The organism is Pannonibacter sp. CBAS1226, from assembly GCF_055685825.1.
Genome location: NZ_JBVOUO010000004.1, coordinates 330,097 through 342,497 on the forward strand (window position 1 = coordinate 330,097; position 12,401 = coordinate 342,497).

A 12,401-nucleotide genomic window follows, 5' to 3' on the forward strand; every position below is an offset into this window, starting at 1 on the left:
TCAATGGAAGAGTGAAGGGAGCCAGAGCGAGAATGCCGGCACATAGGTGACCAGCATCAGCACGGCCATGGCCGCCCCGTAGAAGGGCCAGATGGTCTTGATGGCATCCCAGACGGAGATCCGCCCCACGGCACAGCCGACGAAGAGCACGGCGCCCACGGGCGGGGTGCACAGGCCGATGCCGAGGTTGAGGATCAGGATCACGCCGAAATGCACCGGATCGACACCAAAGGCGGTGGCCACCGGGAGGAAGATCGGCGTGGTGATGACGATCAGCGGCGACATGTCCATGAACGTGCCGAGGAACAGCAGGGCGACGTTGATCAGCAGCAGGATGATGATGGGATTGTCGGAGATACCGCGCAGCAATGCGACCATTTCCGCCGGCACCTTCAGGAAGGCCATCAGCCAGCCGAAGGAGGCCGCGCAGCCGATGACCAACAGCACCATGGCCGTGGTGCGCACCGCCGCGAAAGTGGAGGCGGTGAAATTCTCCCAGGTCATGGTCCGGTAGGCCAGCACCGTCACCACAAGGGCATAGACGGCGGCAATGCACGAGCTTTCGGAGGCGGTGAAGACGCCCGAGCGCACGCCGAAGAAGATGATGCCGATGAGCAGCAGGCCGGGAATGGCATTGGCGAAGAGCCAGCCAAGCGCCTGCCAGCCGGGGAAGGCTTCGGTGGGATAGCCACGGCTGCGTGCCACCCACCAGGCCGCCATCATCAGGCTGAGTGCCAGAAGGAAGCCGGGGATGATGCCTGCCGTGAACAGATCGGCGATGGAGATACGCCCGCCTGCCGAGATCGAATAGATGATCATGTTGTGCGAGGGCGGGATCATCAGGGCGATGATTGAAGAGACCACCGTGACATTGACCGCATAGTCGACGCCGTAGCCGCGCTCCTTCATCTGCGGGATCATCAGCCCGCCGATGGCCGAAGCATCTGCCGCTGCGGAGCCGGAGATGCCGCCGAACATGACGGAGGCGGTGATGTTCACCTGGCCAAGGCCGCCGCGAAGATGCCCGACAGCCGCTCCCGCAAGAGCCACGAGACGGCGGGCGATGTCACCGCGCACCATCAGTTCGCCGGCGAAGATGAAGAAGGGGATTGCCATCAGCGCGAAGACGGAGACACCCGAATTCAGCCGCTGAAACACGATGACCGGCGGCATGCCGAGATAGAGCACCGTCATCAGCGAGGAAATGCCGAGGCAGAAGGCCACCGGCGTGCCGATGAGCAGCAGAACGGCAAAAGAGCCGAACAGAATCCAGAGTTCCATCTCAGGCCTCCTGCATGTCGGTTTCGCCGAAGCGGGCGGTTGGCAGGCCTGCGGCCCGGCGGGCGATGCGCTCCAGCGAGAACAGGAAGACGAGAATTCCGCCGCCGATCAGCGGGGCGAAATCATAGGCACCGGAGATGCCGATGGACGGCAGCTTCACGTTCCAGGCAGACAGGGCAAGCTGCAGCCCGTACCAGAACATGCCTGCCCCGAAGAGGGCGACGAGGGAATCCGACACGGTGTAGAGAACCAGTTTGGCTTTCACCGGAATGACGTAGAGCAGCACGTCGAAGCTGAGGTGATAGCCTTCCCGGATGCCGACTGCCGCGCCGAAGAAGATGAACCAGCCCATGAGAATGACCGCGAGCGGTTCACTCCAGATGAGGCTGTCGTTCAGAACGTAGCGGAAAAAAACCTGAGCCGAAATGATGGCGGTCATCAGGACGAGACCGGCGCCAGCCAGCCAGAGAGCCAGGCGAGCGATGAGGCCCAAAGCCTGCGCGATTGATTTCATGGTGTCCTGCACCTGACGTCTCCACGCAAAAGAAGGCCCGTGCCGCAGGGCGCGGCACGGGTTTGGGCTTCACATCACTCGGTTGCCTGAATGCGGGCAACGAGATCCTTCAGCTTGTCGGACGTCACGTGCTTCTCGTAGACCGGCTTCATCGCGTCGATGAAGGGCTGCTTGTCGATGTCCGTGACGACCGTGGCACCGGCAGCGCGCACCTTGTCCTCAGATGCCTTTTCACGGGCCTGCCACATCTCGCGCATCATCGGCACGGAGTCCTTGGCGGCCTGGCGGACGGCGGCCTGGTCTTCGGCGCTGAGCTTGTCCCAGGATGCCTTGGACATCACCAGCACTTCCGGAACGATCAGATGCTCATCCAGCGTGTAGTAGCCGGCGACCTCGAAGTGGCCGGAGGATTCATAGGACGGCCAGTTGTTCTCTGCCCCGTCGATGACGCCGGTCTGGATCGAGGAATAGACCTCGCCATAGGGCATCGGGGTGGCATTGGCGCCGAGGGCGGACATCATGTCGACGAAGATGTCCGACTGCATGACGCGGACCTTCATGCCCTTCAGGTCGTCGATGGTTTCGATCGGCTTCTTGGCATTGTAGAAGCTGCGCGAACCGCCGTCGTAGAAGGCGAGGCCGACATAGCCATGCGGTTCAAAGGCGGTCAGGATTTCCTCGCCGATCGGGCCATCCATCACCTTGTGCATGTGATCGACCGAACGGAAGATATAGGGCAGCGAGACAACCTTGGTTTCTTCAACGAGGTTGTTGAAGGGGCCCATCGAGACGCGGTTCATGTCGATGACGCCGAACTTCGTCTGCTCGATGGTGTCCTTCTCCTGGCCGAGCTGAGCCGAGTGGAACACTTCGATGCAGAGTTTGCCGCCGGTGCGCTCCTCGAGCATCTTGCCCATGGCCTTGACGGCCTCGACGGTCGGATAGCCGTCCGGATGGGTATCAGATGACCGGAGCGTTACCTCGCAGGCCGTTGCAGCCCCGGTCATCATTACACTTGCCAGCAGTGTGGCTTTCGCAATCTTCATGAATGTCATTTGGTTCTCCTCCCAAGTGAACGGCCCTCCTCAGAGCCGGTAGGCTTGCTTGGCAAGCCTGTAGGTGAGGTCATAGGCAACCTCACCCGCCTCGTCCTGGTCCAGCCGCCCTGTGGCGACCAGATGGGCGAGGTAAGCGCAATCCACGCGCCGGGCCACATCGTGGCGGGCGGGGATGGAACAGAAAGCACGGGTGTCGTCGTTGAAGCCGACGGTGTTATAGAAGCCCGCAGTTTCCGTAACCTGCTGACGGTAGCGCATCATCCCTTCCGGGCTGTCGAAGAACCACCAGGCGGGCCCCAGCTTCAGTGCCGGGTAAACGCCGGCGAGCGGTGCAAGCTCGCGCGAGTAGGTGGTTTCATCGAGCGTGAAGGCGATGATCGACACATCGTCGCGCATGCCGACTGCATCGAGCAGCGGCTTGAGCGAGCGCACATAGTCGGTGCGGCTCGGGATATCGAAGCCCTTGTCGCGGCCGAAGGTGCTCAGCACCGGGCCGGAATGGTTGCGCGAGCTGCCGCAGTGGATCTGCATGACGAGGCCGTCGTCAATGCTCATGCGGGCCATCTCGGTCAGCATCTGGCCGCGGAATGCATCTGCCTCCTCCGCAGTGCATGCGCCGCGCAGCGCCTTGTCGAAAAGATGAGCCGCCTCAGCTTCGCTCAGATTCTCGGTGCGGGCCGTGGCATGGCCATGATCACTCGAGGTGGCGCCGCCCTGCTCCTTGAAATAGGCGCGGCGGATGCGGTGCGCTTCCAGATAGCCGGACCACGTGGTGGCATCGGTGCCGCACAATTCGCCCAGCTTCTCGACGGTCTCGGTGAAGCCGGCATATTCCGGGTCAACAGCCTGATCCGGGCGGTAGGCGGTGACGACACGCCCCTTCCAGCCGCTTTCGCGGATCATGCGGTGCCACTTCAGATCGTCCAGGGCGCCTTCCGTGGTGGCGATCACCTCGATGCCGAAGCGCTCGAACAGGGCGCGGGGGCGGAACTCGGGACGCTGCAGGCAATCGGCGATGTGATCATAGGTCTCGTCTGCGGTTTCCGCAGACAGGCGCTTGGTCACGCCGAACACGTCCTGGAAAGCGTGATCCAGCCACATGCGCGACGGAGTGGCACGGAACAGGTGATAATTGGAGGCAAAGATGCGCCAGATCTTGCGGCCATCGGTCTCCGTCCAGCCGCCGTCGGCGCGCGGCACGCCGAGGCTCTCCAGCTTGATGCCCTGCGAGCAGAGCATGCGGAAGACGTAGTGATCCGGGGTGACGAAGAGCTGGGCCGGGTCCGGGAAGGGATTGTTTTCTGCAAACCAGCGCGGGTCCGTATGACCATGCGGGCTGATGATCGGCAGATCCTTCACGCCTTCGTAAAGGCCGCGCGCAATGCTGCGAACGCCGGGTTCAACGGGGAACAATCTGTCAGAATCCAGCAGCGCCACGCTTGCTCTCCTCCCGAGTGATGACTTAAGCCGGAGAACGGCTCTTTTCTTCGCGTATTTCAGCTAATATGCTAGTATCCAAAAGGAGTCAATGGGAGGAAAAAATGCCGGATTCGCTACACCTGCAAGCGCTGGAACCTGTCGGGCGGCCGCTCGTCGCCGATGCGGTTTTCGAGCAGCTCCACCGGCAGATCCTGTCGCTGGAACTGCCGCCCGGCGCCAAGATTTCGGAGATCGACGTGGCCAGGGCCATGGGTGTTTCGCGCCAGCCGGTGCGCGATGCCTTCTACCGTCTGTCCAAGCTCGGCTTCCTGCACATCCGGCCGCAGCGGGCCACATCCGTGTCGGTGATTTCCGAGCGTGCCGTGTTTCAGGCGCAGTTCATCCGCACCGCCATCGAGGCGGAAACCGTGCGCGTGGCCTGTGCCCAGCTGACGGAGGCAGATCATCAGGCGCTGGTGGATATCATCGAGCAGCAGCGCGAAGCCGTCACAGGCCAGCGGCCGCTGGATTTTCATGCGCTGGACGATCTCTTCCACAAGGAGATCTGCGAACGCTCCGGTCACGCCCATGCCTGGGAAATGATCCGCGAGAACAAGGCGCATATGGACCGGGTGCGGTTCCTATCGCTGGCTTTCGCCTCGCAGGATGCCTTTGACGATCATTGCCGGGTGCTGGAGGCCATCCGCCAGCGCGACGCCGATGCGGCGGTTGCCCAGATGCGCAGCCACCTTGCCCGCATCCGCCAGCAACTGGAACGCATCCGCGCCGGCCACATGAAGTACTTCGCCCATGAGACGGGAGAGGCGTGAGGGGAAGCGGTTTCAGGGGGGATGAGACGGGATTGCCCCGCCACAGACTCGGCGCCGCCCCGGACGCAGCGGAGCGGAGATCCGGGGGCCACTCGCTTCCAGAGCGGTGAAACTGAAGCGCGGCGCAGGGGCTAACTTAAGTTCGCTCTGCACTGCGGCTTGAGACAACGGAAGCTCTCTGCAAACGAGTAGACCCCGGCTCGCGCTCCGCTTGGCCGGGGTGACTCAGTGCCGGAGGAGGGGATTGTGGCAACTCTGGCCGCTGTGCTTCTGTTTCAGTCACCGCAATGAAAACGGCACGATGCCGCGGGAGTCGCGTTCCACCTGGATTTCCTTGTCGAGGGCGGGGAAGGCCCGTTCCGGGCAGCTGGCGCGGGGGCAGATGCGGCAGTTGATGCCGATGCGGGCCGGGTTCACCCGGTCCGTCAGGCCCAGTTCATCGCCATAGACCAGCATGTCCGCATATTTCAGCTCGCAGCCAAGGCCGAGGGCATAGCGCCGCTCGCGCTCGCCGAACCGGGTGGCGGGCTTGGAAATGCTGCGGGCCAGGCAGAGATACTGCGTGCCGTCCGGCATCTCGCCCACCTGCGCCGAGACGCGGCCCTCGTTCAGCTCAAAGGCCTCATGTACGTTCCACACGGGGCAGGAGCCGCCGTAGCGGGCGAACTGGAAGCGGGTGGCGCTGTGCCGTTTGATGACATTGCCTGCCCGGTCCACCTTCAGGAAATAGAAGGGCACACCCTTTTCCCCCGTTCGCTGCAGGCTGGAGAGCCGGTGGCAGATCTGCTCAAGGCTTGCCCCCGTCGTCACCATCAGCCGGTCGAGGTCATGCCGGTAGGATTTGGCGAGGGACAGGAAGGCGCCGTAAGGCAGCAGCAGGGCGCCCGCGAAATAGTTGCGCAAGGCAAGGCGGCAGATCTCCCGTGCCGCCAGCGTGGAGAAACCGGCCTTTTCCACATGACTGGAAATGAGCTTCTCCGCCGTCAGATCCGCAACGATACAGCCCAGCTGGAATTCCATGGCCGGGCGCGGCAGGCCCCGGTCCAGCGTCACGAGCCGGGCGCGGGCATCAAAGGCGACGATGGCGCCATCTGCCGCCTGCCGTTCGGTGACGTCCACCCGCACGCCGTGGGTGTCCCGCAGCCAGGCACTGAGCCGGCCGAACCGGTCCGGCGTCCAGGCTAGGCTCAGTTTGCTGGCCAGCTCCTCGGCGCTCACATCCAGCGCATCGACATAGTTGTCGATATAGTGGAAATGGTCGCGCACCTGATCATAGGGCGGGGTCATGCGCGGGGCGCGGCCGCTGGTCTCCCCATGGGCGTCAATGGCATCGTCCAGCGAGGCCTGCTGCTCACTCATGCGCCTGAGGGTGCCGTAGAGATCCAGAAAGGCGCGGGCGAAGTCCGGCGTGTGGGTGGCGACGCTCTTCAGGTCCTGCAACCCGACGCTGCCGTCATGAAAGCGGGTGTCCGCCAGCGCCTCGCCAAGGTCGGCCACCAGCCGGTCAAGATCGCTCGCCTCGAAACTGGCGAGGTCGGCACCGAACTCACGGCTGACGGCGATCAGCACCGAGGCGGAGACCGGACGGATGTTGCTCTCCAGCTGGTTCACATAGGAGGGCGACAGATCCAGCCGGCTGGCAAAGGCCACCTGCGTGAGACCTGCCCGTTCGCGCAGCTTGCGCAGCACATGTCCGGCAAAAAGCTTTCTGGCCATCGGTTTCTCAAATTGCGAAGATTTTACAGTTTAACATGACACACTTTTGCATATCGCAGAAGGCCCGCCAAATGGCTATGGTCCTTGCATCACACAGGCCCGGGAGGAGGTGGTTGCCCGGGAGGCGCCGCCGGACGGGCCTGCAACGAAAGGGAGCGCACATGCTGGATCAAGTCGTGGAGAGCTGGCACCATCCGGTCGAACTGCATCCGGTGATGCCGAAGCCTGTTGCCGGGCTGACGGTATCGCAGGAGCGGGTTGCCCTGCTCACCGAGCGCCAGAAGGACGTGATGCGCATGCTGGCCGACGGTCTGATCAACAAGCAGATCGCGCACCGCCTCGACATCAGCGTCGCCACCGTGAAGACCCACATCGCCGCCGCCGTGCGCCGCATGCGCGCCAAGAACCGCATTCACGCGGTGGCAATGCTGATTCGCGCCGAGGGCGGCTGCTGACAAGCCCGTGCGGCGCCTGAGCCTCGCCAAGGCCGGATGTAACAGCATCCCTGGGCCTTGGCTAAAGCCCACCAGGCAAACAGCTTCTGGGAGGAAGCCGCCGCTCATCCCTGATGGGCCGCGGACATCGCGGCGAGTTCCGCCGCGAAGAGAGGCCGGAGGGCGCTGGGCTCGATGAGCTCGGCGCCCGGGCCCAGCCAGCGCAGCAGCGGGAACAGCCGGGCCTGCGTTGTGTCCGTCAGGGTGATTCGCACCTTGCCGTTTCCCGCCGGTGAAAATACCGCATGCCGGTAGTACCAGTCCCGTGCCAGCGTGCGGGCCTGCTCATCACTCACCAGAATGATGCCGGACGGGTCTTCCGACTGCCAGCGCCGCATGGCGCGGGACAGCCAGGCACCATTCAGCAGGGCTTGCACCGAAAACTCCTTCGGCGGACGGAAGCGCAGGCCGCTGACCTCCATGTTGAAGATGCGGTCGGCCCGGTAGATCCTGAGGTCATCCGCCTCGACGGAGCGGCCTGCCAGATACCAAAGATCCCGGTCGAAGATGACGCCCAGCGGCTCCACCTCATGGGCGCGCGGTTCCGTCCGGCTGGGGTTATGATGCTCGAAGCGCACGCGGCGGCCTTCCAGCAGCCCTTCCATGAACCGGTCCAGCGCTTCCTGCCAGCCTGCATTGGGCTCGATCGAGGGCGAATCATGGAAAATGTCCGGCGGCAGCGGCTCGACCCCGACGATCCGCTCGCCGTTTGTCAGCAGCTCCTGCGCCGGGCGGGGCAGGGAAGCGATGAGCTTGCGCTCCGCCGTTTCAAGATCAGCCGCCAGCGGCGTGGTGCGCAGGCCGCGCGCCACCGACAGCACGATCAGCAGCGCCGCCGTCTCGCGGCGCGTCAGGGCGACGGGCGGCTGGATATAGCCCTTGGCAAGGCGGTAACCGCCCTCCGCCCCGCGCTCTGCCTCCACCGGCACGCCAAGCGCAATGAGCCGGTCCACATCCCGGTATATGGTGCGCAGCGACACCTGGAACCGCTCCGACAGGGCGGTGGCCGTCACCAGCTTGCCGCTGCCAAGCAGCAGCAGGATGCCAAGGGCACGTTCGATCGGGTTCATGTCGGCCTGCCGGTTTTCAGGTAACAAAAAAGAATCAGAATGAGAACATAACAGGATCAAACCTGACTCGCAGCTGTCAGGTTTGGGCTGGCATCCTTGCTTTCACTGGCCCGGCAAGAAGGGACTTGAGCGGGCGCGTGAGAGGAGACAGGACGATGCATGGAAACGAAACTTCAGACCGCAAGGCATCCGCAGCATCAGGGTTCCTGCCGTATCTGGCGGGCATTCTGGCACAGTTCAGAGACTGGCTCCATGAGGAGCGCCTGCGCCGCATACGCCGCCGCAACATCGCGCATCTGGACGAGCGGCTGCTCAAGGACGTCGGGCTGACGCCATCGGGCCACTGGCTGGAGCCGAGGCGGAAAAAGGGGGCGAGCACCCAAAAGAACAGGGGCGCCAAATGACGCCCCTGCAAATTCAACCGTGTTCCGTGGCCTTTCAGGCCCCGAAAGTCCTTTTTGCGTGGCCCTTCAGGCCACCCAGAAACCCTTTCTCTGCGTGGCCCTTCAGGCCACGCGGTGGGCATCATACTGACCGTGCTCGCGGAAGCGGGTCAGGTAGGACGGCAGAATGGCGGCGAGCGAGGACGGATTGATGCCGAGGCCTGCCAGAGTGCGGCCTTCGGCTTCGGCAGCTGCCGAAACCACGTTGTCCACACGCAGCATCTTCACCTGGTCCACCGTCAGCAGCGGCTTGGGCAGCAGCTGCAGCACCCGGGCCTGCATTTCGGCCGCACCAAAGGGCAGCGGCAGCAGCAGGCGCTTGCGGCGGGTGATCTCCAGCATCAGCTCAAGGCATTCCTTGAAGCTCTTCACTTCCGGGCCGCCCAGTTCGTAGACGGTGCCTGGCTTGCAGCCGCCGTCCACAGCCTTGGCAACCGCGGCGGCAACATCACCGACGTAGACCGGCTGGAACTTCGTGACCCCGCCGCCGACGAGCGGCAGGATCGGGGACATGCGCGCCATGGCGGCGAAGCGGTTGAAGAAATCATCTTCCGGGCCGAACACGATGGACGGGCGCAGGATGACGCTGTCCGGCAGCGTCTCCAGGACACCAGCCTCGCCGGCGGCCTTTGTGCGGGCATAGGCGGCGGGAGAGGCCGCGTCAGCGCCAATGGCCGAGACGTGGACGATGCCGTTCAGGCCTGCAGCGCGGGCGGCTTCCGCAATGGCGCGCGGTCCGAAGCCCTGCACGGCATCAAAGCTCTGGCGGCCGGACTGATAGAGAATCCCCACCAGATTGACGACCGCATCCGCCCCCTCGACGGCGCGGTCCACAGACCAGCGGTAACGCAGGTTCGCCTGAACCGGCATGATCTGGCCAACGCCGCCCAGCGGCTGCAGGTGCTCGGCCAGATCCGGACGGCGCACAGCCGCGCGAATCCGGTAGCCGCGGCGTGCCAGTGCAAGCACCACATGGCGGCCGAGAAAGCCGGAAGCACCGAAGACGGTAACGAGTTTTCCATTGAGCGCCGAATGCATAGCGGCCGGCTCCTTGTCGCGTCACTTGAAGCAATGGGCCGCCCGGATGGCGGCGCACCTTGGGTTCTTAGCCCTTTGCTCCCCGCCTGTGAAGGCGGCATGTGTGCAAATGCATTTTTCTCTCAAAAGGACGATTGACAAGCCCTCAGAGCACCCCTAAAAGCCCTCCTCACAGCCCAGGTGGCGGAATTGGTAGACGCACTAGTTTCAGGTACTAGCGCTCACAAGGCGTGGAGGTTCGAGTCCTCTCCTGGGCACCAAATTTCTGGATCACTACCAAGGTCCAGACCGAAAAGGTCCGCGAAAGCGGGCCTTTTTCGCTTTCAGGCCTCCTTCATGACTGCGCCGGATCTTGCCCGGTGCCGGGGAATGTGCTGAAAGAACCCGACGCAACTTCAGGATTTCCGCCGATGACCATCCGTTACCATAAGCACGACCTGCCCGATCTGTCCCACTACGAGGGTGTGGAGGCCGTGGCTGTGGACACGGAAACCCTGGGTCTCAACCCGCACCGCGACCGGCTCTGCGTGGTGCAGCTGTCGCCCGGCGATGGCACGGCGGATGTGGTGCAGATCGCCCGGGGCCAGAAATCGGCGCCGAATCTCGCCCGCCTCTTCACCGATCCGGCCAAGGTGAAGATTTTCCACTTCGCCCGCTTCGATCTGGCGGTACTCTACCAGTATCTCGGCATCACCGTGTCGCCGGTCTGGTGCACCAAGATTGCTTCCAAGCTGGTGCGCACCTACACGGACCGGCACGGCCTGAAGGACATCACCCGTGAGCTGGTGGGTGTGGACCTGTCGAAGCAGCAGCAGAGCTCGGACTGGGCGGCTGAAACGCTGACGGATGCGCAGCTTGCCTATGCGGCTTCCGACGTGCTGCACCTTCATGCGCTGCGCGCCCAGCTGCAGATGATGCTGGAGCGTGAAGAGCGCACCGGTTTTGCGCAGGCCTGTTTTGAGTTCCTGCCCACCCGTGCAAGGCTTGATCTGCTTGGCTGGGAAGAACAGGATATTTTTGCACATAGCTGAACAGGCGCTTCCGGCTGCTTGATTGTCCTTGCGTTGCATCTTTTTAACGTTCGTCGCATACCCCATATGCGGATGCATGTTTGGAAGGCAGAGTGACGCAATTCCCGCATGGCGTGCAGATGCGCGATCACGGTGCGGTGAGCCTGTGGGTGCGGCCATGAATCCGGCGCAAGTCTGCGCCAGGTGAATGGGGCCGGTCCCTTGCAGGCGGGGTTCGCATGACGGTGTGACGCGGCTGTGAGCCGGGAGAGAAGATGGATCAGACGACACAGCGCTCCGGGAATGTGACAGGCGGGCGGGTCAACAAGGCCCGTGCAAATGCACGCCGTCATTCAGGCCGTGTGCGTGCGCTTCGCATCCTGCTGCCTGTGCTCGGGCTGGTCGTGCTGCTGGGCATGGGCGGGCTGATCTTCGTCTTCAATCTCCTCAACAGCCTCGGCATTGGCAATGTGACGCTGACTTCCGAGGGGCTGGTCATGGACCGGCCGGAACTGTCGGGGAATGATGGTGAGCGCACCTACCGGGTTCTGGCCGAGCGGGCCATCCAGCGCCTGACCAATCCGCGCATCATCGACCTGGAAATGATCACGGCCGAGATCGTCTCCAATCCGGAAGAAAAAGCACAGATCACGTCCGACAAGGGCACCTATGACAGCAGCGCCGAGACGCTGAAGCTGTTCGAGAACGTCAGGATCAACTGGAGCGGCAAATATGCCATCGAGTTCCAGCGCGTTGATGTGGACATGAAGACGGGCGCGGTCGTGACCGACCGGGCGATGCAGGTGCAGTCGGACGGCGGTGATATTCAGGCCAATGGCTTCACATATGATCAGGAAAATGGCATTGCCCGTTTCACTGATGGTATCAAGATGGTGCTGCGACCCGGCGCCAACAAAACGGAGAACCCGCAATGAAGGGTATCAGGACTTTGCTGACCCTCGCCGCACTGGCGATTGTACCCGTCGGGGCCTCCGCCCAGACCTTCAACAACGCGTTCCAGGGCTTCGGTCAGGACAATGACAAGCCTATTCAGATCGAGGCCAGGGAGCTTCAGGTCGAGGACAACTCCAAGGTGGCAACCTTCACCGGCGACGTGGTCGTGGTGCAGGGGGAGACCACGCTGAAGACCCAGCGCCTGAAGGTGTTCTACGATGGCTCGGCCACCCAGGGCGCCCAGCAGGATATCTCGCGCCTCGAGGCTTCCGGCCGTGTCTTCATCACCTCGAAAGACCAGACGGCAACGGGCGATGAAGCCAACTTCGACATGGCCACAAACATGATGGTAATGACCGGCCGCGAGGTCGTGCTCAGCCAGGGGCCGAATGTGGTTGTCGGCAACAAGCTGACGGTCAATCTCACCACCGGTCAGGCGGATCTTGAAGCGCCCAAGTCGGGTCGTGTGAAGGTCCTCATTCAGCCCAACAGCCTGAACAACACTCCGCCCGCCGGAAACTGAGCCTGGCTTCCGCCGCAAGGGAGAGCGGCGGCCGGCTGGCCCAGGGTGTGT

At 63.2% G+C, this 12,401-nt stretch carries 13 protein-coding genes and 1 tRNA gene; 7 read left to right on the forward strand and 7 right to left on the reverse strand.

Translation table 11 applies throughout. From position 1 onward, the window contains the following. From AC0CMF_RS14145 to uxaC, 4 genes are all read right to left on the reverse strand, one after another. Positions 1–1,281: a TRAP transporter large permease gene (locus AC0CMF_RS14145; RefSeq protein ID WP_123193435.1), complete on the reverse strand. Its 1,281-nt coding sequence runs from the start codon at positions 1,279–1,281 to the stop codon at positions 1–3. A 1-nt stretch (position 1,282) separates the two neighbouring features. Then, positions 1,283–1,795 (reverse strand): TRAP transporter small permease, encoded by a 513-nt coding sequence (locus AC0CMF_RS14150; protein WP_208977344.1) that lies wholly within the window; start codon positions 1,793–1,795, stop codon positions 1,283–1,285. A gap of 74 nt (positions 1,796–1,869) precedes the next feature. Beyond that, complete coding sequence (locus tag AC0CMF_RS14155; protein ID WP_122519123.1) at positions 1,870–2,850, reverse strand: TRAP transporter substrate-binding protein; 981 nt, start codon at positions 2,848–2,850, stop codon at positions 1,870–1,872. A 30-nt stretch (positions 2,851–2,880) separates the two neighbouring features. Further along, positions 2,881–4,290, reverse strand: a complete 1,410-nt coding sequence (gene uxaC, locus AC0CMF_RS14160; RefSeq protein ID WP_123193436.1) for a glucuronate isomerase — start codon at positions 4,288–4,290, stop codon at positions 2,881–2,883. A 104-nt stretch (positions 4,291–4,394) separates the two neighbouring features. Between uxaC and AC0CMF_RS14165 the strand changes: the two genes are divergently transcribed. Then, positions 4,395–5,102: a GntR family transcriptional regulator gene (locus AC0CMF_RS14165; protein WP_058898161.1), complete on the forward strand. Its 708-nt coding sequence runs from the start codon at positions 4,395–4,397 to the stop codon at positions 5,100–5,102. Positions 5,103–5,381: 279 nt separating this feature from the next. Here AC0CMF_RS14165 and AC0CMF_RS14170 read toward each other — a convergent pair whose 3' ends face one another. Then, on the reverse strand, positions 5,382–6,818 hold the full coding sequence (locus AC0CMF_RS14170) for a helix-turn-helix domain-containing protein (protein WP_123193437.1): 1,437 nt from the start codon (positions 6,816–6,818) through the stop codon (positions 5,382–5,384). Between the two features lie 161 nt (positions 6,819–6,979). Here AC0CMF_RS14170 and AC0CMF_RS14175 point away from each other — a divergent pair, with 161 nt between their 5' ends. After that, positions 6,980–7,273, forward strand: a complete 294-nt coding sequence (locus AC0CMF_RS14175) for a response regulator transcription factor (RefSeq protein WP_019963598.1) — start codon at positions 6,980–6,982, stop codon at positions 7,271–7,273. 104 nt (positions 7,274–7,377) lie between these two features. Here the strand turns inward: AC0CMF_RS14175 and AC0CMF_RS14180 are convergent, their stop codons facing one another. Continuing rightward, a complete protein-coding gene (locus tag AC0CMF_RS14180) occupies positions 7,378–8,382 on the reverse strand; it encodes a helix-turn-helix transcriptional regulator (RefSeq protein WP_040678141.1) in 1,005 nt (334 codons plus the stop codon). Positions 8,383–8,537: 155 nt separating this feature from the next. Between AC0CMF_RS14180 and AC0CMF_RS14185 the strand changes: the two genes are divergently transcribed. After that, complete coding sequence (locus AC0CMF_RS14185) at positions 8,538–8,786, forward strand: YjiS-like domain-containing protein (protein WP_058898158.1); 249 nt, start codon at positions 8,538–8,540, stop codon at positions 8,784–8,786. Positions 8,787–8,888: 102 nt separating this feature from the next. Here AC0CMF_RS14185 and AC0CMF_RS14190 read toward each other — a convergent pair whose 3' ends face one another. Next, complete coding sequence (locus tag AC0CMF_RS14190) at positions 8,889–9,863, reverse strand: complex I NDUFA9 subunit family protein (protein WP_058898157.1); 975 nt, start codon at positions 9,861–9,863, stop codon at positions 8,889–8,891. 174 nt (positions 9,864–10,037) lie between these two features. On the opposite strand from AC0CMF_RS14190, the gene AC0CMF_RS14195 reads away from it, so the two are divergent. The 4 genes from AC0CMF_RS14195 to lptA all read left to right on the forward strand — a co-directional run bounded on the left by AC0CMF_RS14195 (position 10,038) and on the right by lptA (position 12,350). Beyond that, a tRNA-Leu gene (locus tag AC0CMF_RS14195) sits at positions 10,038–10,123 on the forward strand. A 150-nt stretch (positions 10,124–10,273) separates the two neighbouring features. Continuing rightward, entirely contained in the window at positions 10,274–10,894 is a 621-nt protein-coding gene (locus AC0CMF_RS14200) for a ribonuclease D (protein ID WP_055454382.1), read from the forward strand. 254 nt (positions 10,895–11,148) lie between these two features. Further along, positions 11,149–11,808: an LPS export ABC transporter periplasmic protein LptC gene (lptC, locus tag AC0CMF_RS14205; RefSeq protein ID WP_050474347.1), complete on the forward strand. Its 660-nt coding sequence runs from the start codon at positions 11,149–11,151 to the stop codon at positions 11,806–11,808. Then, positions 11,805–12,350 carry a lipopolysaccharide transport periplasmic protein LptA gene (lptA, locus tag AC0CMF_RS14210; protein WP_050474348.1) on the forward strand — a complete coding sequence of 182 codons (546 nt, stop codon included), beginning with the start codon at positions 11,805–11,807 and terminating at the stop codon, positions 12,348–12,350. Before lptC ends, lptA begins: the two co-directional genes overlap by 4 nt. Positions 12,351–12,401 lie beyond the last annotated feature (51 nt).

Excerpts from the sequence above, each read along its gene's own strand:
- AC0CMF_RS14145 (WP_123193435.1), bottom strand. The coding sequence starts at position 1,281 with ATGGAACTCTGGATTCTGTTCGGCTCTTTTGCCGTTCTGCTGCTCATC.
- lptC (WP_050474347.1), top strand. The coding sequence starts at position 11,149 with ATGGATCAGACGACACAGCGCTCCGGGAATGTGACAGGCGGGCGGGTC.
- AC0CMF_RS14185 (WP_058898158.1), top strand. The coding sequence starts at position 8,538 with ATGCATGGAAACGAAACTTCAGACCGCAAGGCATCCGCAGCATCAGGG.
- AC0CMF_RS14200 (WP_055454382.1), top strand. The coding sequence starts at position 10,274 with ATGACCATCCGTTACCATAAGCACGACCTGCCCGATCTGTCCCACTAC.
- AC0CMF_RS14175 (WP_019963598.1), top strand. The coding sequence starts at position 6,980 with ATGCTGGATCAAGTCGTGGAGAGCTGGCACCATCCGGTCGAACTGCAT.
- AC0CMF_RS14190 (WP_058898157.1), bottom strand. The coding sequence starts at position 9,863 with ATGCATTCGGCGCTCAATGGAAAACTCGTTACCGTCTTCGGTGCTTCC.
- AC0CMF_RS14155 (WP_122519123.1), bottom strand. The coding sequence starts at position 2,850 with ATGACATTCATGAAGATTGCGAAAGCCACACTGCTGGCAAGTGTAATG.
- AC0CMF_RS14150 (WP_208977344.1), bottom strand. The coding sequence starts at position 1,795 with ATGAAATCAATCGCGCAGGCTTTGGGCCTCATCGCTCGCCTGGCTCTC.
- lptA (WP_050474348.1), top strand. The coding sequence starts at position 11,805 with ATGAAGGGTATCAGGACTTTGCTGACCCTCGCCGCACTGGCGATTGTA.
- AC0CMF_RS14165 (WP_058898161.1), top strand. The coding sequence starts at position 4,395 with ATGCCGGATTCGCTACACCTGCAAGCGCTGGAACCTGTCGGGCGGCCG.
- AC0CMF_RS14180 (WP_040678141.1), bottom strand. The coding sequence starts at position 8,382 with ATGAACCCGATCGAACGTGCCCTTGGCATCCTGCTGCTGCTTGGCAGC.
- AC0CMF_RS14170 (WP_123193437.1), bottom strand. The coding sequence starts at position 6,818 with ATGGCCAGAAAGCTTTTTGCCGGACATGTGCTGCGCAAGCTGCGCGAA.